Consider the following 19688-nt stretch of genomic DNA (forward strand, 5'->3'; position numbering starts at 1 on the left):
AATCGATGAAGGAGGCTTGCGGCGTGCCCCGCACAGGATGCGGGACACGTGTCTTCTTGGGAGGAGAGGTGACCTCAGTTTCCGGTGCTGACATTCCAGAAATACGGCCAAGGGGATGGCTTGAAATCCTTGAGCGTCTTCTTCTTCGAGCTCAGCGCATTGAAATCGCCAACCTTGTAAACCGGGGCTTCCTCATAGAAGACCTTCTGAATTTCGGCGAAGAGGGCCTTGCGCTTTTCCGGGTCGGATTCCGCAATGAAGGGCTCGACTGCTGCGGCCTTGGCAGGTGTCGACCACCAGCCGGGATAGCTGTCGGACATCCAGCCGTTGAGGATAGGCTCCGGCGGGAAGGGGCCGTGGGTGATGAAGATGTCCCACAGTTTCGGATCGGCCCGGCGGGTGGTCAGCGTTGCCCAGTCGAAGACGCCAAGCTCGACCTTGAAGCCGGCGGCCTTCAGATACTCGGCCGCCACCTGCGCCATCTTGTAGTGGAACTCATACTGGCGGCTGGTCAGGATGCGGATCGGCTTTTCACCGTCATAACCGGCCTTCTTGGCCATGGCTGCTGCCGCTTCGGGATCGCCCGCGCCATAACGCTCGATGCCCTCTTCCGTGTGCCAGGTATAGCCTTGCGGATAGAGCGCGCCATCGACGGCGAAGAATTCCGGATTGCCGAAGGCGGCCAGCAGCATGTCTTCCGGGTTCAGCGCGGCCTGGATGGCGTGGCGCATCTCCTTGTTGGCAAGCACACCTTCCTTGGTGTTCATCACCATGACTGGCGCACCATAGGGCTTCAGCACCACAGGCTCGGACGCCTGCGACGCCTTCAGGCGGTCGAAGGTTTCAGGCGGAAGAGAGTCGGCATAGTCGAACTGGCCGGAGACGGCACCTTCGAGGCGGGTATTGGCATCGGGAACCGGCACGAAGCGGACTTCATCGAGAATGGCCTTGCGTGCGCCGCCAAAGCCGTTGGCCGCTTCGGACCGCGATTGGTAGCCATCGAAGCGGACGAGCTGGATATACTGGTCGGCCTTGCGTTCTTTCAGCATATAGGGGCCGGTGCCGATGATCTTGGTCAGCGGGTCTTCGGCAAGGTTTGCCTTTGGCATGATGACGGCGGCGGAATTGTTGAAGGCGAGAAGCGAGAGCAACGGCGCATAGGGCTTGTTCAGCACGATCTGAATGCCGTCATCACCCTTGGCGGTGACCGAACTCAGATAAGGTGCGACCTGCTTGCCGCGTGATGCGATCTTGGCCCAGCGCTCGATCGAGGCGACGACATCGGCGGATGTCATGGTGGAGCCGTCGTGGAACTTGATGCCCTTGCGCAGCGCGATGTCATAGGTCTTGCCGTCGGCGGAAACGGTCGGCATTCCCTCGGCCAGCAGCGGAACGACGTTCCATTCGGCATCGAAGGTGAAGAGCGTTTCGAAGATGTGCTGCGTGATCATGCCCACCACATCGGCGGTCGATGCCATCGGGTCGAGTGTGGGCGGTTCACCGATCGTCGCGACATTGACGACGCCGCTGGCAAAACTCGGCGTGGACATGGCGGGCAGCAAGAACAAGGAGGCTGCAAGCAAAGTGCGTTTGAGCATGACGTTCCCTCTTTTGAATCCACAATAATGGAATATGCATTCTTATTGCGTCATACTGTAGCGGGATGATGAGCGTTGTCAAATGCGTTTGCGCGCACAGTCACGTGCAAGCGAAGTTCATAAGAGGTCTCGGGGATCGACGCGAAAGCACATGCGCGTTCTGGCAAAGACGCACCGAAACGTCGTCGTTGCGGTCAAAGTGGATCGCTATCCATTTCACACGCCGAGCGAGGCGATCTGCGGATCGCCCTTGTCCGCCGCCCGGTCTTACGCCGGTCCCAACAGGCCTGCGATACGCCGAAGCTTGTCGAGGTCTTCTTCGATCATCGATGTTGCTTCGGCACGCTTGATTGCGCTTCTGGAATGTTGGACGGCAATGCGTTTGAACTCGGGGTGGCGAAAACCGGAAAGGGTGATGAACGCCTTCTGCAGTCGAATGCCGACTTCAAGGATCGCGGCGCCATCGCGGGCAAGCGGAATGAAGAGATCGTCGAAGACATCTTCGAGCCTGATGGGCGCGACATGCAGGCGCGGATATTGCACGTCGATGTCGTCGGCGTGTTCATCCCAGACCGTCAGGACACGCATATATCTCGAAATCAGATCGATAGCAGTGCCGGAATCGTTGATGGCTTGCGACAAGGACCTGGACGCGATTTCAGCCAGAACCGCAGCACCGAAACGCGGGTCCTGATCGAAGGATCGGACGTCCCCAATCGTGAATGCCGATGCTACGCGTTTTTGACCCTCTTCATCGACATCCCCAACGATCCAGGCCAGGGGAATATTGGGGGCAACCAGCTTGCCGGCTATCGCCACAACTGCGATCTCCACGTCAAGTTCTTCCGAAATTTGCCCGAGCGCGCCGCCATCCACATGCTGGACATAGCCAACCTTCGGCTGGTGAACGGGCGTGTTCGGCGCACTCAGCCTCGGATCATTGTACTCCAGTTCTTTCCCGCCCAGGCACGGGCTTTCTATCCAGGACCGTAAGGCCTCGATGGTGGCTTTCTCCACGCGCTCCGTCGTTTCCGTCACACGTCCAAGGCGTGAAAGGTGATCGATCCAGCGAAGCAGGGTGACGATGATCAGAAGGATGACGCCGATCGTCACGACGAAAAGGATCACGCGGCCCTGGTCGCCATAGGCTCCGGTTGCAAGCGCGATAATGCCAACGAGGCTGAAGAGGAACGAGCCGACAAAGGTGGCCAGCACATTTTGCGTCGTGCTGTCTTCCATCACGAGCTTGGTGGCCCGTGGCGTCACGTTGTTCGTTGCAGCCGAATAGGCGGCGACCATCGTGCTCAATGAGAAGGTGGTCACTGTCAGCATGCTCGAGGCAATGATGCCGAGGATCTTGTCGACAGCGTCGGCACCGATCTTCGCGGGAAGCTCTGCCGGGATGTAGGAGGAGAAGGCGACGGCGAGAAGTGCGGTCACGACTCCTCCAACCGAGAACAACGTGGCCCTGAACCATATTCGCCGGACGATCTGGTTGAGCCACCACTGCCATTTCGATGTCATATAGCCCCCGCTCCATTGCAACCCGATCGTCTACAATCGCCGACGATCCGGTTTCACTCCGACACTTTTCAGAGCGATAACGACGTCACGCGGAGGGCGTTCCGTAAATGGGTGTGCAACGCTTCGGGTCAAGCTGGACGCGTTTGCCGTGGTTTGCGTGAGCCGCTATTTCGCGGCGCTAGTCCCGTGCGGATGGAAAAAAGGCCGAGGCTGCAAGCGCCAACCAGCCGAAGATCATGCCGAGACCGCCTGCGGGCGCGGCCATGGGAAAGAGGCTTTCGCCGGTAAAATGCTTGGAGACGAGATCGCTGGCAAAGAGTGCGGTTCCAAGGCCGAGAAGAAGGGCAGTGGGCAGCGCGGTCTTGATACGATCCCAACCAAGGTGAAGACCGAGCAGCACCGGCGCATGGGCAAGGCACATGGCGGACGCATTACCGAGCAGCACTGTCGCGCCTGTGTGGGTGGCAGCGGCGGCAAGGGCTACGCCGGAGGCGCCGAGGACGCCGCTCAAAAACAGTGTCCCGGCTTTCAGGATAGCCTGGTTCATGGCTGCGCCTCTTCCTGGTTTTGCATGTGAAAGGCCAGTCTTTCGACCGGCGCCCAGATGATGTCCCGTAGCTTCGGGTTTTCGATCGTCTCATCCATGGCGCGGCGGAAGCAGAGCAGCCACTCATCCCTTTCGCTTGCACCGATCGGTGCGACGAAATGGCGGCGGCGCAGCATGGGGTGGCCGTATTTTTCCACATAGACCGGCGGTCCGCCGAGATAGCCTGTCAGATAATCGTAGAACTTGCTTTCGCTGCCGGAAAGATCGGCCGGATGGATGGCGCGGCAATGGGCGGCTTCCGGCAATGTGTCCATCAGCTGATAGAAGCGGCGGGTGAGCGCCCGCACGGTGGCGTCTCCACCAATGGCTTCATAGAGAGTGATCGTATCGTCTGCCACGCCTTAGCCGTCTCCGTTTGCTCCGCTTTTGGCGCGTCCTCAGGGAAAGTGCAAATGGAAAGGCCAGGATGCGGCAATTTGCGTTGCCGCATCCTGATGATCGTCAAAGACGATCAGCCGAAATTGCGGATGAGGTCGAGGCCCTGGTTCAGCAGCGCATTGGCCTCGTCTTCATTCGCGGCTTCCACATAGCAGCGCATTTCCGGGGCATTGCCCGAGGGGCGGAAGTGGATGGTGTTGCCATTTGTGAGCGTGACCCGCAGGCCGTCGATATCGCTGGTGGACTGGACTGCGCCGACCGGCTTGAGGAACGCTTCGAGATTGCTGCGCGAGGCACGCAGGTGCTCCATCAGAGCCGAGCTCTTCTCCTGGGCGAAATCCTGCAGGCGGTCGGCGGCTGCGACCGGCAGCGAGTATGCAGCGGCCACCTCGGACAGGGTTTTGCCCTCGCTTGCCTTCAATTGCAGCGTGGCGAGGATCGGTAGGAAGCAGTCGCGGGTGGGAAGGGGGGCGATCTGCTTGCCGTGTAGGGTAAAGGGCGTGGCTGTCAGGAAGCCGCCATTGGCCTCAAAGCCGACCACGTGGTCGTGACCTTCCGACAGCGCATCGGCCATGCCGGCGATGACGAAAGGTGAGCCGACCTTGGTGCGCACCACCTTGAAGTCACCCGCCGCTTCGATTCCGGAATTGGAGGTGACCGGCGTGACAACGACGCCTGCTTTGAGGAAGTTCGAGGTAATGAGACCGATGAGATCGCCACGCAGCGGCGTGCCGGTTTCATCGGCAAGCAAAGGCCGGTCGCCATCGCCATCGGCGGATACGATCGCATCCAGACCATGCTCAGGCGCCCAGGCTTTCAGCTTCTCGAGCGTGTCGGGAGAGACCGCTTCGGTATCGACCGGAATGAAGCTCTCCGAGCGGCCAAGCGCCACGACGTCGGCGCCGTAATGGGCCAGGACGTCGACGAAGAGATCGCGCGCCACGGTGCTGTGCTGATAGACGCCGATCTTCAGGCCTTTCAACGCATTGTCATGCAGAAGACCGATATTGCGCTCATAGAAGAGTTCGTTTGCCTCGCTGCCGCGGCTTTCGCCCGTGCCTTCCTCAACGGTCAGTTCGTCCTGCTTCAGGCTTGCGGCCAGATCGGCAATCGCGGTTTCGTCCTGCTTGTCGATTTCGCCATCCGGGCGGTAGAACTTGATGCCGTTGCGATCTGCGGGAATGTGAGAGCCGGTGATCATCAGGGCCGCTGCCTTGAGCGACAGGCCGTAAAGCGCCAGGGCCGGCGTCGGCAGCGCGCCGCAATCGAGCGGCTTGAGGCCGGCGGCCTTCAGCGCGCCGATGCAGCTTGCGGCAATCGCTGGGCTGGAGTCGCGAAAGTCCTGTCCGACCAGGATCGGGTCGCCTTGTTTTGCCAGGCCGGAGTTCAGAAGATGATGGGCGAAGGCTGTGGCATAAAGGGCGGAAGCCTTGCCCTTCAGATCTTCCGACAGGCCGCGCAGACCGCTCGTTCCAAACTTCAAACTCATCTCAAAAAAGCTCCTTGTTCAAAATCTATTCGAAGCCCGAGACATGGGCTCACATGTTTTCTAACCCGGAACATGCGGCATTGATCCCGGCGTGTCATCAGGAAAGACGGTATTGCGTTAACGTGCGAGCGGCATCGATCCTCCTGCAAAGCCTGCAACCGGTGGCTTTTACCGGCCTTTTTGCTTACAGACTTTTTCTGGCACTGCTCCATATCGGCGCATTGCTTCCAAGGGATGACAAAGCAATGGACACAGTATCGATCGACAACCGTGGCGATTTTGGCCTTTGGGCCATTGAGCGTGCCAAGGAGATCATCGCGGTCGAGGCTTCGGCGCTGGCGATCGCGTCACGCGATGGCAAGGACGAGGAGATCCGCGATGCGGCGAATGCGCTGGGCGCGGCCATCTCCGCCGCACTTCTGGAAGTCTATGACGGGCTGGTGCCGGAGGAGTGATCGGCGCCGCGAAGGCCTGAATAGCGAAGCGCGATGAAGGCGGTGAGGCAGGCGACGGCAAAAGCGTTGAGGTTGAAGAGCTTGCCCAGATCCTCCGCGCTCCAGATGTGCAACGCATCGCCGATCAGGTAGCGCGTGGTCAAGAACCCGGCAAAGACGACGCCCGTCAGGCCGATCTGCCAGAGTTTTTCGCTTGCCCTGAAAGATAGTGCCACGAGCATGATACAGGCGGCAAAGAACAGCTCGGTGCCCGATCCCGTGCCGAACAGCTTGGTTTCGAACACCGTGTCGATGGTGCCGATGAGGGGAAGCGCAATTCTTGCCGCCAGTGCGGACCGCCTGGCGATGAAGGGGATGGCGAGAAAGAAGGGCATGGAAAGCACGCTGATCCATGCCGCCTCGACGCCATTGCCGACGACCCACCAGATGGTCGGCGGGTAGAACGGCTTGTTGGCAATGATGACCCAGGCAACGGTGACGGTGGCTGCCGTCAACGCATCCTGTTTCGCGCTTGCGCCTTTGTCTGTCATTTGCTGACCGGCTTCAGCAGATAATGTCCGACGCCCCAAACCTCGCCCTTGTCGTGGCCGAAAAGCCCTGCGGTGGCGAGGAAGAACAGTCTCCAGCGGCGGTGCCACAGCGAGGCGTCCTTGCCGTAAACACGCTGCAGGATCGGTGTGATCCTCTCCGACTTGGCATCGAAATTGGCAAGCCAGTCCATGGCAGTCCGGCGGTAATGCGTGCCAGACCAGCGCCATTCGGCTTCCACGGCGTAGACATCGGCGAAACGATGCGGGAGATCATGCGCCGGCATGATGCCGCCGGTGAAGAAGTGATGTGCGATCCAATCGGCAGGGTCGTTCGGATCGAAGCGGTAGGAGCGGTTCTTGTGGGTGAAGACGTGGATGAACAGCCTTCCATCCGTCTTCAGCCAGCCATTGGTGCGTTCGAAAAGAGCGCGCCAGTTGGACATATGCTCGAACATCTCGACCGAAACGATGCGGTCATATGTCCCCGATGGGGAAAAGTCGTTCATGTCCGCGGTGATGACGGTGAGGTTGCTGAGGCCCTGGCGCTCAGCCTCCCCGACAATATAGGCGCGCTGCGAGGCGGAATTGGAAACCGAGGTTATCCGGGCATTGGGAAACTGCCGCGCCAGATAAAGCGATAGCGAACCCCAGCCGCAGCCAAGCTCCAGAACATCCATACCGTCATGGACATCGGCATGCTTGACCGTTTCAGCCAGTGCCGCGGTTTCAGCGTCGGCAAGCGTGCTGGAATCGCCCAGGTAATAGCAGCAGGAGTATTTTCGCTGCGGCCCGAGCACCAGAGAGAAGAATTCCGCCGGGACTTCGTAGTGCTGGCGGTTGGCGTCATCGGTGTGCGTGGCGACAGGAAAATCCGCCATGTCACGGGCGAAGCCAGCCTCCTTGCTCTCCGGCACCTTCTCCAGCCGGCGCTTGGTGCGGTTGCAGAGGAAATCGATGCCGGTCAGCGTGAGGCCGTCGGACAGCGGTGCCTTTTCGGCTGCGTTGATGGCGAATGCCAACATGTTCATGTCATGCCTCCTCTTTGCGTGGGCCGGGGAAAAATGCGTTGACGCGGCGCTGAAGCGCGCGGAACTTTTCGCCGCGCGAACGCAGCATGTGCTCTTCAAGCGGCGGGATGCCGGACGCGTGGACGAGGAGCCAATACATCAACGCTGGCGCGAGAAGCGCTGCCCAGGCGAAAGGCGAGGGGCCTGTCAGCGCCAGCAGCGGCCATGAGCACCAGTAGAGCCACTCGAAGAAATAGTTGGGGTGGCGGGAATAGCGCCACAGGCCTTCCTCGCAGACCTCGGTCTTGGCTTCCGGCTTCTTGCGGAAGCGTGCCAGTTGCCGGTCCGACAGCGCCTCGCCAGCAATGGCCAGAAGACCGATGACGACGGCGATCAAATCCAGCGAGTGGGGGAAGCTGGCTGTGCTGAAGGCTGCCAGATAGATGGCAAGGACCAGAATGAACCCGGCGAGGGCCTGGATCTGCAGAAACAGGAAGAGGCGTTTGGAGGCGTTGTCGCCCCATTCCTCGACGAGCTTGGCATAACGCGGATCTTCGCCGCCGCCCTTGGTGCGAGAGCCGATATGGCTGCCCAGCCGGATGGACCAGACGGCCACGAGCAGGAATGCGGCAAGCCTGCGCTCCTGCGTGCCATCAGCAATAAGGATTGCGACAATGCCGCCGATACCGACGGCAAAAGACCAGATCGTATCGATCCAGCCGCTTGCCCCCGTGCGGCGTTGCACGGCCCAGGCCGCAATCATGGCAAGCGACAGGCCAAGGGCAATCAGAAACAGGAAGAGGACATCCATAGGAAAGTTCTTTCCGTGATCAGCATGATGAGTCTGCCAAATCTACGGAGAACGACCGGTCATGGTTTCCTTGCAGAAGAAAAAAAATTCTTACGCCGTTTCTTGTGATCCGAAATCAAGGTCGGCGCGTTGTTCTCGTCATCGGTGCGCAGTGACGCCTCTTGTTAAAGGATTTGAGCATGAAAACGGTTCTTAGACTGTCCATCCTTGCCCTTGCTTTGAGTGGTGGCAGTGCCTTTGCAGATACGATCGAGGGCCAGTGGGCGCGCGGCGATGGCAATGCCAAGGTCCGGATTGCGCCCTGCGGCTCTGACATCTGCGCCATCAACACCTGGATCAAGCCGGGTACGCCGAAGGAAAAGACGGGCGACAAGCTGGTGATGAGCATCAAGCCGACATCCGACGGCGAATATTCCGGCACCGCTTTCGATCCGCAGCGCGACCTCACCTACAAACTGACCGTCTCCGTCAAAGGCGCCAACATGACGACCAAGGGCTGCGTATTGGCAGGCATCATCTGCAAGGGCGTCAACTGGACGCGTATCAACTGATCCTTGGGGTGCCGGGCGCGACAGCTTTGCGCGCTTTGCGTCCAGAAATGCTTCAAGACGTGGGAGTTCTCATGAAACGGTTCGTCATCGCCTATATCGCGACCATGGTCTTCTTCCTGGCCATCGATGCGGTGTGGCTCAGCACCATGGCGGACCGTCTCTACCGTCCGCTTCTGGGTGATCTTCTGGCGCCGCAGTTCCGCCTTGTTCCCGCCGTGCTCTTCTATCTGATCTATTGTGCGGCGTTGAGCTTCTTTGCGGTTCTTCCCGGCCTCGACCAGCGCCGCCTTGTGGTGGCGCTGCGCAATGGCGCCTTCTTCGGCTTTGCTGCCTATGGCACCTATGACCTCACCAATCAGGCGACGCTCGTAACCTGGCCGACGACGCTGACCATTGCCGACCTCATCTGGGGTTCGGTACTTTCCGCGGCCACGGCGTTCTGCTCCTGCTGGCTGACGGGAAAGCTGAATGGGCGTTCTGCCCATTAAGGACCCGGCCGTTTCCGTCTTGCGTATCGAGATGGCCGGGTTCAAGACGTGATGTTACCTCTCTTCTCAGGACGATCATGCCCAACAGTTTTCTGCCGATGCTCGGAACGGTTCTTGCCATGAGCATGATGACGCCTGCGATCGCTGGATCGGATAGCCCGACCAAGGGTGAGGAGAGCGTCGATGTCGGCGGCTTCAAGCTGAACAGCATCCTGCTGCCCGCCGGAAAGAAGGCCGATCTTCCGCCGATCGTCTTCATCCATGGCGCGAGTGCCAGCCTTTACGATCCGCTCTTTTCCTTCCGCGAGCCGCTGGAAGGACGCGGCAAGCTGCTCTTCGTCGACCGGCCGGGGCATGGTCTTTCCGATGTCGGACCGAAGGAAAACATCCTGCCGGACGCGCAGGCCGATGCGATTGCCGAGGCGATGAAGAAGCGCGGCATCCGCAAGGCAATCATTGTTGGTCACTCCTTCGGCGGCGCGATCACGGCGGCCTTCGCGCTGCGCCACAAGGATATGGTCGAAGGGCTCGTCTTTCTGTCACCAGCCCTCTACCCGTGGCCGGGTGGCATCAGCTGGTACTATGACGCCGCACGCGTGCCCGTGGCCGGCGTATTCTTCAGCACCCTGATTGCCCCGCCTGCCGGGCTGATTGTGTTGAACGGTGCGGTCAAAGGCGTCTTCGCACCCAACCCCATGCCATCCGATTATGTTTCGAAGACCAAAGCCTACCGTGCCTTGCGCCCCGTTGCCTTTCGTCACAACGCCCAGGAAGTGGGTGCGCTGAACGGCTGGGCAAAAGATGCCTCTGCGAATTATCGGCAGATCAGAGCGAAGACGATCATCATTGCCGGGGACAAGGACGGCGTGGTCTCGACCGAAATCCACTCCAAGCATCTTGCCCGCGATATCCCGGGAGCAGAGCTTATCGTCGTCCATAATCTCGGCCACAAGTCGGATTACGTCGCCCGCGATCTGGTCGTCGCAGCGCTGGAGAAAATCGCTGGCAAGCCCCGCAATCTGAAAGCCATCGCCAAGACGGTGGAAACGCGAATTGCCAGCGACAAGGGCGCGATGTGACGGCAGGACGATATTTCGACCAGTCACAGCCACACTTGCCGATCTTCATTGCATGTCGTATGTCTCAATCCAATAGTTCAAGGATTGTTGAAATATGGACGAGCGCCAGGCGCTTTCTTCATTCGCGGCACTCTCCCAGGAAACCCGGCTTCGCATCGTGCGGGCCCTGGTCGTAGCGGGTCCGGATGGACTTGCGGCCGGTAAAATTGCCGAACGCATGGGCGTTTCTGCCACCAATGTTTCATTCCACCTCAAGGAACTGGAGCGGTCCGGGCTGATCAACCAGCAACGGGTGTCACGCTCCATCATCTATCGTGCCAGTTTCGAGACGCTTGCCGAGCTTGTGACCTTCCTGATGGAAGACTGCTGCGCTGGTAACTCCGCGATCCGGCATAACGTCTCGTCGTCCGAGGGTCATCTATCTGCTGCAAGGGTGAACGCCGTTGAATAGGTCGCGCGTTTCTGCCTCTCTCGTTTCAGCGCTCGGCCTGACGCAGATCATCGGATACGGCACGCTCTATTACAGCTTCAGCATCCTGGCGCCCGGCATGGCGCAGGATCTTGGGCTTTCGCTGGCGCAGGTGTTCGGGGTGTTCTCCGTCTCCCTTTTCATCGGCGGGCTTTCGGCAATTTACATCGGCAGACAGATGGACCGGCTGGGTGCGGCAACCATCATGGCGGTCGGGTCCGCGCTGGCATCGGTGATGCTCGTGCTATGCGCTGCGGCACCTTCGGTCGCGACTTTTGCCATTGCCATCATCCTGCTCGAGGTTTCGTCCGGCATGGTGCAATATCAGGCGGCCTTCGCCACGCTGGTGGAGAGCGATGCCCATAGCGCGTCGCGGAGCATTACCTATCTGACGCTGATAGGCGGCTTTGCGTCAACGATCTTCTGGCCGATCTCCAGCGTGCTTGCCAGCCATCTTTCCTGGCGTGAAATCTATCTCGTCTTTGCAGCACTCAACCTTGTTGTCTGCATGCCGCTGCATGTCTGGATCAGAAGCCTCGGCAAGAAGGCACGCGGTTTGCCCGTTGGCGCGAAACCGACTGTCGTCGGCGCCGTTCCGCCGCATATGCGCCAGAGGACCATGCTCATCGTCTCCGTCGCTTTCGCGCTTCTCGGATTTACGCTTTCCGCCATGCTGGCACATATGGTGCCCATGCTCGGATCGATCGGGCTGGGTGCTGCCGCGGTCGTGATCGGTTCTCTCTTCGGCCCGGCCCAGGTTTTGAGCCGCCTGATCAACATGGTGTTTGGAAAGCGTCTTTCGCCGCCGGGCCTTGCCGTTTTGTCCGCGGTGCTGATCGTGTCCGGGGTGGTGATGCTGCTGCTCAGCGCAGACTGGTTGCCGGGTGCGGTGGCCTTTGCCATTTGTCTCGGGCTTGGCTCCGGCATCAACAGCATCGCACAGGGAAGCCTGCCGCTTTATCTCGCCGGCTCGGAAGGCTATGGCGCAATGACCGGCAAACTGACCGCTGCACGGCTTGCGGTCGGCGCTTTCGCGCCATTCGCCTTTGCTGCCGCGATGGAAAATGTCGGTCTAAGCTTTGCGCTTGCAGCAAATGCAGGACTTGGCGCGTTCAGCATTGCCGCTTTCGTCATTGTCGCGCGGTCCTGCCGCGCTCAGGTGGCGTAAGCGCGCCGCCGATCAGATCGAGTTCAGAGACACCCGCTTCTGAAGTGCTGCAGCTTCTTCCTTCCGCTCGCTGTAACGGCTGGTCAGATAGGGCGAGGCATCGCGTGTCAGAAGGGTGAACTTCACCAGTTCCTCACAGACATCGACGACGCGATCATAATAGGAAGATGGCTTCATCCGCCCTTCGGCATCGAATTCCTGAAATGCTCTGGCGACCGAAGACTGGTTGGGAATGGTGATCATCCGCATCCAGCGGCCGAGGATGCGCATCTGGTTGACCGCATTGAAGGACTGGCTGCCGCCGGAAACCTCCATCACGGCGAGCGTCTTGCCCTGGGTGGGGCGCACGGAACCGAGCGACAGGGGGATCCAGTCTATCTGCGATTTCATGATGCCGGTCATGGCGCCGTGGCGCTCCGGGCTGATCCAGACCTGCCCCTCCGACCATTGCGAGAGGTCGCGTAGTTCCTGCACCTTAGGATGACTGGCCGGTGCTTCATCCGGAAGCGGAAGTCCAGCGGGATCGAACAACCGCACTTCGCACCCCAAATGCTCCAGCAGGCGACGGACCTCGAAGGCAAGGAGCCTGCTATAGGACATTTCTCTGAGCGATCCATAGAGGATGAGGATGCGCGGGCTGTGGACCGACATTGCAGGACGCAGGGCCTCGGCCGGGATGGGATCGAGATGTTCGCTCTGTAAAGCGGGGAGGTGCTCAGACAATACGCTTTCCCTCATGATCGAGAACCTGTTCTCCATCTTCCTTGGTGAAGGCACCCTTATGGCTGTCGGGCAGAATTTCCAGCACCACTTCCGACGGACGGCAGAGCCGTGTTCCGAGCGGCGTAACCACGAAAGGCCGATTGATGAGGATCGGCTCCTTTACCATGGCATCCAGCAACTGCTCGTCGCTTAACGCCGGATTGTCCAATCCCAGTTCGGCATAGGGCGTGCCCTTCTCCCGGATTGCTTCGCGGACCGTCAGTCCAGCATCGATGATCATTGCCTTTAACTCTGCGCGTGATGGCGGGGTTTGGAGATACTCGATGACCGTGGGTTCGATACCGGCGTTGCGGATCATGGCCAGCGTATTGCGCGACGTTCCGCAGGACGGATTGTGATAGATGGTCACATGCATGGTTATGCCTCCTTGGCTTGGGCGTTCTTTGAAACGGACGGGGCGCTTTCGTACCAGCCCTTCGAGCGGTTCACGATCCAGACGACGGACAGCATGACGGGCACCTCGATGAGCACGCCAACAACGGTGGCGAGTGCGGCACCAGACTGGAAGCCGAACAGGCTGATGGCCGCGGCCACCGCAAGCTCGAAGAAATTGCTCGCCCCGATCAGGGCCGATGGCCCGGCCACGCAGTGCTGCTCGCCCGCCATGCGGTTGAGCAGATAGGCGAGGCCCGAATTGAGGTACACCTGGATCAGGATTGGAACCGCCAGAAGTCCGATAATCGCAGGCTGAGCGATGATCTGCTCGCCCTGAAAGCCAAAAAGCAAGATTAGCGTTGCCAGCAGTGCGACGAGAGAGAGCGGCTGCAGCTTTGATAGCAGGGCGTCCAGAGACCGCGTCGTCCCATCGGAGGTCAGCAGCTTTCGTAGGACCTGCGCGATGGCCACCGGGATCAGGATATAAAGGACAACCGAGATTGTCAGCGTCGCCCACGGGACGGTGATTGCCGACAGCCCGAGCAACAAGGCGACGATCGGGGCAAAGGCGACAATCATGATCGCGTCGTTAAGGGCGACCTGAGACAATGTGAAGTGCGGTTCACCCTTCGTCAAATTCGACCACACGAAAACCATCGCTGTGCAAGGTGCGGCCGCCAAAATGATCAAGCCTGCAATATACGAGTCGATCTGGTCCGCGGGCAGCATCGGGCGGAAGAGCCAGCCGATAAATAACCAGCCCAAAAGCGCCATCGAGAAGGGTTTCACAGCCCAGTTGATGAACAGCGTCACGCCGATACCTCGCCAATAGCTGCCGACTTTCGCCAGCGAGGCGAAGTCGATCTTCAGCAGCATGGGAATGACCATCAACCATATCAGGATCGCAACCGGAATGTTGACGTTAGCGATCTCGGCAGCGCCAATGGTCTGGAAGAGGTTTGGCATCAGATGGCCAAAGGCAATCCCGACGATGATGCACAGAAAGACCCAGACGGTCAGGTACCGTTCGAACATGGACATCAGGCGCTCTCTCCTTCGGTTATGGTAGACCCTTCCATCCGGCCAATCTGTGCGAGCCTCTGTTCGAGGGCGAGGCGGTCGATGGATGTGATCGGCAGGCTTAAAAATGCCGATATGCGGTTCTTGAGAAACCGCGCCGCCTGCGCGAAGGCACGTTGAATTTCGACCTCGGTTCCCACGACTGCTGCCGGATCTTCGACGCCCCAATGGGCTGTTACGGGATGGCCGATCCAGACAGGGCAGGACTCTCCGGCGGCGCTGTCGCAAACCGTGAAGATAAAGTCCATCTCCGGGGCACCTGGAGCGGCGAATGCCTCCCAGCTTTTGGAAGAGAAGCCTGTTGACGGATAGCCGAGCGCCTCCAGCTCCTTCAATGCGTGCGCATTCACCTCTCCCTTGGGCTGGCTGCCAGCGGAAAAGGCCTTGAATCGTCCTTCTCCATCCTTGGCAAGAATGGATTCGGCGAGGATTGAACGTGCAGAATTGCCCGTGCACAGGAAGAGCACGTTGTAGGTCTTGTCGGTCATGGTCGCGTTCCGTGTTAGGTCTGTGGCCTGCTCAGTTTCATGATCTTTGCCGACGCGGGGCAAAGGCCCGATAACTGGCGGGTTGATAGGATTGCTTTCGGCGCGGCGTCGCGTCTGATGAGTGCAAAGCCGATGCTCTCAAAGAAATCCGCGGCACTTGTCGTCGCGAGATAGACGTCCGCGGACGGGTGCACCTCAGCCAGCGTCAGTTCGACCAACTGCCGTCCCAGCCCCTGCGAGCGGAAACCCGGCAGGATGACGACCGAGCGCAGGAGAGCATTCTTCTCATCGCAATGCTCGAGGCCGGAATAGCCGACGGTACGACCTTCCTCATCGACCGCGGAAAAGTATCTGCGGTCAGGTCCTTCGAGGTCTTCGACCAGTAGGCCTTCCGCCTCAAGTGCCTCGCGTTGCGCTTCCGACGCGGCTATCTGCTGGAGGATCAATTTGCGCATGGCGTCGCGCCTTCGGGCATGCAGCAGGGCGTCAAATCGGCGATCAGCGGGGCGCAGAGCGCGGTATTGCCGTTGCAGCAATCCTTGAGCAGGAAAAGCGTCAGCGCACGAAAACCATCGAGATCGGCGCGATAGATAATGGAGCGGCTTTGCCGGTCGCTTTTCACGATGCCTGCTCGCTGCAAGATGCCGAGATGTGCCGACATCGTGTTTTGGGGCACGTCCACCAACCGAGCCAGTTCACCGGCCGCCACACCATCGGGCTCCGCCTTCACGAGGAGTCGGAAGGTTTCAAGACGCGTGGGTTGCGCAAGGGCCGACAGCGCTGCAATGGCAAGATTAGTATCCATATATCCAGAATAATGGATATTTTGTCTGAGTCAACAGCGCGCGTGTTTCGGGCGTGGAGAACGCCGCAGGCTCGCGGATTGGCTCAGTTTTCGATCAGATTGGCAACCGGTGCCGAGAGCGAAAACACCAGTCCGTCCCTGTCGAAATCAATCCTGCTTGTGCCTCCGAGATAGGAGGAGAGCGCCTTGTCGATCATCCTCGATCCAAAGCCGCGGCGGGTCGGCTGGAAGACCTCGGGGCCGCCGGTTTCTTTCCAGGTGAGCTCGAGGGTGGGGCGGTCGGCGTCTTCGTTGAGTTTCCAGGTGAGCGAGACGATGCCGGTGTCGTTGGAGAGCGCGCCGTATTTGAAGGCGTTGGTGGCGAGTTCGTGGAAGGCGAGGGTAAGCGCAAGCGCACATTTGGCCGAGAGATCGATTTCGGGGCCATCGATCAAAACCCGACCGGCGCTATGTTCGGCAACGACGGCCTCGGCGAGTGTGCGCAGTTGCGTCGGGTTGTGGTGGGCGTTGATGAGGATGTCATGCCCGCGGCTGAGAGCGCCCAGACGCGAAAGGAAGGTTGGCTTGGCGGTTGCCATGTCGGCGTCGTCTTTCAACGTTTGCGACGCGACCGCCTGCACAAGGGCGAGGATATTCTTGATGCGGTGCGCAAGCTCGTTGCGCAACAGGATCTGCTCATCCTCGAAGGACTTGAGAGCGGTGATGTCTCTTGAAATGGACAGGATGCCTTCGACAGCACCTTTGTCATCGAAAAGCGGGGAGACCTTCACATCCCAATAGCGCGGCGTGCCCTTCGCTGTATTGGCAAAGCCCGTGAAGCGCGCGGCGCGACCGGCGCGCGCCTCTTCCAGTGCCGCGACAGCATCGGTATTGCCCTGGCCTTCCCAAAAGTCGGGCCAAGGGCAGCCTTTGAACCGGGAAAAATCCTCGATCTCCATTACCCTCTGGCCGCCCTCGTTCATGAATTGCAAAGAGCCATCCAAGCCGATGACTTTGATGCAGTCTTCCGAAGCGGCAAATGCCGCGGCAATGAAGCGGGAACTATTGGGGCCATCCAGCACTGGAAATTACCTTGAGCAAAATGCGGGTCTGCAAGAAATACCGCTTAATTCAATACCATAACCATTTAAGGCGCAACAGAAGAAGAAGTTCCTATCAATACTTCGTTAACGACGTGACGTGAGTTCGTTCATGGGATCTTCTGCCCTGCGCATTGGGCAAAATCGGCGTTTGGGGCAGCGCTGACAAGCACGTTCAACGTCCCGGTGCCGAATTTCGTGGCCAATCCGTGTCGTTAGGGACGCCTGCTCCACAGGCGGTCATGAAGCGTCATGCCCAAAAGCATGGCGACGACGAAGAGGATGACCTGTGGCGCACCGCTGGTGAGCGCTGTCACCGAGAGAGATGCGATGGCCGGGCCGGGGCAGAAACCGCCGAGCCCCCAGCCGAGACCGAAAAGCGCTGAGCCGATGATGAGCGGCGCATCGATCTTGTGGTTTGCCGGCAGGTGGAACATATCGTCCAGCAGGGGGTGCCCCATGCGTCGTGCTGCCCGCACGCCGATAAAGGCAACAGCGACGGCGCCGCCGAGGACGAAAGCGAGGCTCGGGTCCCAATTGCCGAAGACATCCAGAAAGGCTTGGACGCGGGCAGGGTTCAGCATACCGGAAAGTGACAGGCCGAGGCCGAAGACCAGGCCGGATGCCAGTGCTGCGGAAAATCGAAGGATCGAGCGGTTCATCATCCGATGCTCCGCAGGACGGCAACGGCGGCGATGCCCGTTGCCAGAAATGTCGCGACTGCCGCCATGGAGCGGGGAGACAGCCGCGCGAGCCCCAGCACGCCGTGGCCGCTGGTGCAGCCGGAGCCCATGCGCGCGCCGAAGCCGACCAGCAAGCCTGCGAGCGCGATGAGTGGCCAGGGCGTGGTGATCTCGATCTGCGGCCAGTCACCGAAGAGAGAAAGATAGGCAATCGGCTCGAGCAACAGGCCCAGCACGAAGGCGAGATTGGTGGCGACCCCGACGCCTTGGGTCAGGTGCCCGACAATCCCGCTGATACCGGCAATGCGACCGTTGAGGATGAGCAGCATGACGGCGGAGGCGCCGATCAACAGGCCGCCGGCAAGCGAGGCGAGATAAGGGCTCATGCCGTCTCCCTCGCGCAGAAAATGTTATAGAGCGCGGCGATCAGTTGGGCGGCCTTTTCCTCGGTCAGCCGGTAGAAAATCTGCTTGCCATCGCGCCTTGTGTCGACGATGCCGGAGCCCCTCAGCACAGTGAGGTGCTGGGAGAGATGCGGCTGGTGCAGATCGAGCCGCTCCTCCAGATCGCCAACGGAGAACTCCCCCTCGACCAGGGTGCAGACGATCATCAGCCGTGCGGGGTGCGACAGGGTTTTCAGCAGGGTGGCGACATCTGTGGCGCGGTCTGCCATTTCGGCAGGCGAAAGCGCCAGGTCTTTTGGCAAAGCGGTCATTCCCACACCGCTCCCTGCAAGGCATCCAGCGGGAACTTGAGATAGCGTTTGCCATTCGCCTCCGGTTCCGGCAGGCGGCCACCGCAGATATTCACCTGTAGCGCATGAAGCATAAGCTTCGGCATGGGGAGCGTCTTGTCGCGTTGTGTACGAAGCGTAACGAAATCCTGCCTGCTGACGCCTGCAACATGCGGATTGGAGGCTTTTTGTTCGGCCACCTTACTTTCCCAACGCGGCGTTCGCCCATTCGGCTGATAATCATGGCCGGTAAAGAGCCGTGTCTCATCCGGCAGGGCCAGAATATCCTGAATGGAGTGCCAGAGGGCATCCGCATCCCCGCCGGGGAAATCGGCGCGCGCCGTGCCGCCATCCGGCATGAACAGCGTGTCGTGGATGAAGGCCGCATCGCCGATGACATAGGTGATCGAGGCAAGCGTGTGGCCGGGAGAGAAGAGAACCCGCGCATCGAGTGAGCCGATCTTGAACGTCTCGCCATGGGCAAACAGGTGGTCCCATTGCGACCCATCGGTTTCGAGGTCCGGCCAGTTATAGATATCCTTCCACAGCGCCTGGACATCCACGACGCGCTCGCCGATGGCGGTGCGGGCACCTGTCTTGTGTTTCAGATAGTGCGCGGCAGAGAAATGATCGGCATGCGGATGCGTGTCGAGAATCCATTCGACGGTGAGACCTTGGGCACGCACGTAATCGAGTATCGCATCGGCATTGATGGTGGCTGTAGCGCCGGACTTCTCGTCGAAATCCAACACCGGATCGATGATGGCGCATTTGCCGGCATCGGGATCAGAGACCACATATTGAATGCTGGAGGTGCGGGCGTCGAAGAAGCCTCGCACCTGCGGCCGCCGAGAAGTGTGGCGGGCAAGCCACGTCTCTGCGACGCCCATGTCGAAGCCATGGGCGCGGCCAAAGGCAGCGACATCGGCTGCTTTCATCCGCCCATCTAGAACTTCGCCGATCACATAGAGGCTGAGCGAACGAGTGCCGCCTTTGCAATGGGCGAAAACCGGGCCATCGGACTGGCGCATGGCATCCTGGAAGGCCCGCACGTCCGCCTCGGTGATGGTACTCATCGTCACCGGAATGTGGCTATAGGCCAGACCATATTGGCCCGCTGCCTGCGCCTCCACTTTCGTGCCGAGTTGAGCCGTGTCCTCGCCATCCGGGCGATTGTTGATGAATGTCGTGAAGCCTTGAGAGTGAAGAGCCTCGATGTCTTCGACACTTGGCTGGGTCGAGACCGACAGCTTGTCGGAGATTTTGGTGACCGGCATAGGTGCCCTCCATCCTAAGTCATTATATATTATTTTATAATGTATAATGATGTAGGCTGCAAGTGCTTAAGCGTTGCGCGATCTTTCAGATTCGCTCCTTCGCTTTAGGCCCTTGTTTTGTCGCATGTCGTTATCGCAAAACCGCTGCACGCTTTTGCGCGGACCATGCTTCAAAGCGTGGCGCGATCTTCAGATTCCCTCGCCACGCTTCAGCTCGTTGTCTTATAGTCT

At 59.7% G+C, this 19688-nt stretch carries 25 protein-coding genes; 6 read left to right on the forward strand and 19 right to left on the reverse strand.

Going from position 1 to position 19688, the window contains the following annotated elements; genetic code table 11:
• Positions 1-74 precede the first annotated feature (74 nt).
• From PVA19_RS07820 to PVA19_RS07840, 5 genes are all read right to left on the reverse strand, one after another.
• Positions 75-1598 (reverse strand): ABC transporter substrate-binding protein, encoded by a 1524-nt coding sequence (locus PVA19_RS07820; RefSeq protein WP_062439997.1) that lies wholly within the window; start codon positions 1596-1598, stop codon positions 75-77.
• Positions 1599-1865: 267 nt separating this feature from the next.
• Complete coding sequence (locus PVA19_RS07825; protein WP_274101903.1) at positions 1866-3122, reverse strand: DUF2254 domain-containing protein; 1257 nt, start codon at positions 3120-3122, stop codon at positions 1866-1868.
• 178 nt (positions 3123-3300) lie between these two features.
• Positions 3301-3669 carry a DUF423 domain-containing protein gene (locus tag PVA19_RS07830; RefSeq protein WP_274101904.1) on the reverse strand — a complete coding sequence of 123 codons (369 nt, stop codon included), beginning with the start codon at positions 3667-3669 and terminating at the stop codon, positions 3301-3303.
• Positions 3666-4067 (reverse strand): group II truncated hemoglobin, encoded by a 402-nt coding sequence (locus PVA19_RS07835; protein WP_130979259.1) that lies wholly within the window; start codon positions 4065-4067, stop codon positions 3666-3668. Before PVA19_RS07835 ends, PVA19_RS07830 begins: the two co-directional genes overlap by 4 nt.
• Before the next feature lie 113 nt (positions 4068-4180).
• Positions 4181-5596: a phosphomannomutase gene (locus PVA19_RS07840; RefSeq protein ID WP_274101905.1), complete on the reverse strand. Its 1416-nt coding sequence runs from the start codon at positions 5594-5596 to the stop codon at positions 4181-4183.
• A 245-nt stretch (positions 5597-5841) separates the two neighbouring features.
• Here PVA19_RS07840 and PVA19_RS07845 point away from each other — a divergent pair, with 245 nt between their 5' ends.
• Positions 5842-6051: a hypothetical protein gene (locus PVA19_RS07845; RefSeq protein WP_062426615.1), complete on the forward strand. Its 210-nt coding sequence runs from the start codon at positions 5842-5844 to the stop codon at positions 6049-6051.
• Here PVA19_RS07845 and PVA19_RS07850 read toward each other — a convergent pair.
• From PVA19_RS07850 to PVA19_RS07860, 3 genes are read right to left on the reverse strand one after another with little or no spacing between them, the layout of a single operon-like run.
• Positions 6024-6581 carry a hypothetical protein gene (locus tag PVA19_RS07850; protein ID WP_113261637.1) on the reverse strand — a complete coding sequence of 186 codons (558 nt, stop codon included), beginning with the start codon at positions 6579-6581 and terminating at the stop codon, positions 6024-6026. The two genes, PVA19_RS07845 and PVA19_RS07850, sit on opposite strands and share 28 nt — an antisense overlap.
• A complete protein-coding gene (locus PVA19_RS07855) occupies positions 6578-7609 on the reverse strand; it encodes an SAM-dependent methyltransferase (protein WP_113261636.1) in 1032 nt (343 codons plus the stop codon). Before PVA19_RS07855 ends, PVA19_RS07850 begins: the two co-directional genes overlap by 4 nt.
• Before the next feature lies 1 nt (position 7610).
• Complete coding sequence (locus PVA19_RS07860) at positions 7611-8399, reverse strand: DUF1295 domain-containing protein (protein ID WP_130979255.1); 789 nt, start codon at positions 8397-8399, stop codon at positions 7611-7613.
• A 179-nt stretch (positions 8400-8578) separates the two neighbouring features.
• Here PVA19_RS07860 and PVA19_RS07865 point away from each other — a divergent pair, with 179 nt between their 5' ends.
• The 5 genes from PVA19_RS07865 to arsK all read left to right on the forward strand — a co-directional run bounded on the left by PVA19_RS07865 (position 8579) and on the right by arsK (position 12154).
• On the forward strand, positions 8579-8950 hold the full coding sequence (locus PVA19_RS07865; RefSeq protein ID WP_274101908.1) for a DUF2147 domain-containing protein: 372 nt from the start codon (positions 8579-8581) through the stop codon (positions 8948-8950).
• A gap of 71 nt (positions 8951-9021) precedes the next feature.
• Complete coding sequence (locus PVA19_RS07870; protein ID WP_111850375.1) at positions 9022-9438, forward strand: DUF2177 family protein; 417 nt, start codon at positions 9022-9024, stop codon at positions 9436-9438.
• 77 nt (positions 9439-9515) lie between these two features.
• Positions 9516-10517 (forward strand): alpha/beta fold hydrolase, encoded by a 1002-nt coding sequence (locus tag PVA19_RS07875; RefSeq protein WP_274101909.1) that lies wholly within the window; start codon positions 9516-9518, stop codon positions 10515-10517.
• Between the two features lie 94 nt (positions 10518-10611).
• A complete protein-coding gene (locus tag PVA19_RS07880; RefSeq protein WP_274101910.1) occupies positions 10612-10968 on the forward strand; it encodes an ArsR/SmtB family transcription factor in 357 nt (118 codons plus the stop codon).
• On the forward strand, positions 10961-12154 hold the full coding sequence (arsK, locus tag PVA19_RS07885; protein WP_274101911.1) for an arsenite efflux MFS transporter ArsK: 1194 nt from the start codon (positions 10961-10963) through the stop codon (positions 12152-12154). The genes PVA19_RS07880 and arsK overlap by 8 nt, the downstream gene beginning before the upstream one ends.
• A gap of 12 nt (positions 12155-12166) precedes the next feature.
• Here the strand turns inward: arsK and arsH are convergent, their stop codons facing one another.
• From arsH to blh, 11 genes are all read right to left on the reverse strand, one after another.
• Positions 12167-12892: an arsenical resistance protein ArsH gene (gene arsH / locus PVA19_RS07890; RefSeq protein WP_274101912.1), complete on the reverse strand. Its 726-nt coding sequence runs from the start codon at positions 12890-12892 to the stop codon at positions 12167-12169.
• Complete coding sequence (arsC, locus tag PVA19_RS07895) at positions 12870-13292, reverse strand: arsenate reductase (glutaredoxin) (RefSeq protein WP_062426262.1); 423 nt, start codon at positions 13290-13292, stop codon at positions 12870-12872. Before arsC ends, arsH begins: the two co-directional genes overlap by 23 nt.
• 2 nt (positions 13293-13294) lie before the next feature.
• Positions 13295-14353, reverse strand: a complete 1059-nt coding sequence (gene arsB, locus PVA19_RS07900; protein WP_062426263.1) for an ACR3 family arsenite efflux transporter — start codon at positions 14351-14353, stop codon at positions 13295-13297.
• Positions 14353-14880, reverse strand: coding sequence for an arsenate reductase ArsC (locus PVA19_RS07905; RefSeq protein ID WP_062426264.1), 528 nt, complete (start codon positions 14878-14880; stop codon positions 14353-14355). Before PVA19_RS07905 ends, arsB begins: the two co-directional genes overlap by 1 nt.
• A gap of 14 nt (positions 14881-14894) precedes the next feature.
• Positions 14895-15335 (reverse strand): GNAT family N-acetyltransferase, encoded by a 441-nt coding sequence (locus PVA19_RS07910; RefSeq protein WP_062426265.1) that lies wholly within the window; start codon positions 15333-15335, stop codon positions 14895-14897.
• The gene (locus PVA19_RS07915; protein WP_062426266.1) at positions 15323-15685 is read right to left on the reverse strand and encodes an ArsR/SmtB family transcription factor; all 363 of its coding nucleotides are present in this window, start codon (positions 15683-15685) and stop codon (positions 15323-15325) included. Before PVA19_RS07915 ends, PVA19_RS07910 begins: the two co-directional genes overlap by 13 nt.
• An 83-nt stretch (positions 15686-15768) precedes the next feature.
• A complete protein-coding gene (locus tag PVA19_RS07920) occupies positions 15769-16746 on the reverse strand; it encodes a sensor histidine kinase (RefSeq protein ID WP_274101914.1) in 978 nt (325 codons plus the stop codon).
• A gap of 233 nt (positions 16747-16979) precedes the next feature.
• A complete protein-coding gene (locus PVA19_RS07925; protein ID WP_112360018.1) occupies positions 16980-17426 on the reverse strand; it encodes a YeeE/YedE family protein in 447 nt (148 codons plus the stop codon).
• A complete protein-coding gene (locus PVA19_RS07930; protein WP_274101916.1) occupies positions 17426-17833 on the reverse strand; it encodes a YeeE/YedE family protein in 408 nt (135 codons plus the stop codon). The genes PVA19_RS07925 and PVA19_RS07930 overlap by 1 nt, the downstream gene beginning before the upstream one ends.
• On the reverse strand, positions 17830-18162 hold the full coding sequence (gene bigR, locus PVA19_RS07935; RefSeq protein ID WP_112359960.1) for a sulfite-sensing transcriptional repressor BigR: 333 nt from the start codon (positions 18160-18162) through the stop codon (positions 17830-17832). The genes PVA19_RS07930 and bigR overlap by 4 nt, the downstream gene beginning before the upstream one ends.
• Entirely contained in the window at positions 18159-19457 is a 1299-nt protein-coding gene (blh, locus tag PVA19_RS07940) for a bifunctional sulfur transferase/dioxygenase Blh (RefSeq protein ID WP_274101917.1), read from the reverse strand. Before blh ends, bigR begins: the two co-directional genes overlap by 4 nt.
• Between the last annotated feature and the right edge of the window lie 231 nt (positions 19458-19688).

The organism is Agrobacterium sp. CNPSo 3708, from assembly GCF_028674915.1.
GTDB classification, from domain to species: domain Bacteria; phylum Pseudomonadota; class Alphaproteobacteria; order Rhizobiales; family Rhizobiaceae; genus Agrobacterium; species Agrobacterium cavarae.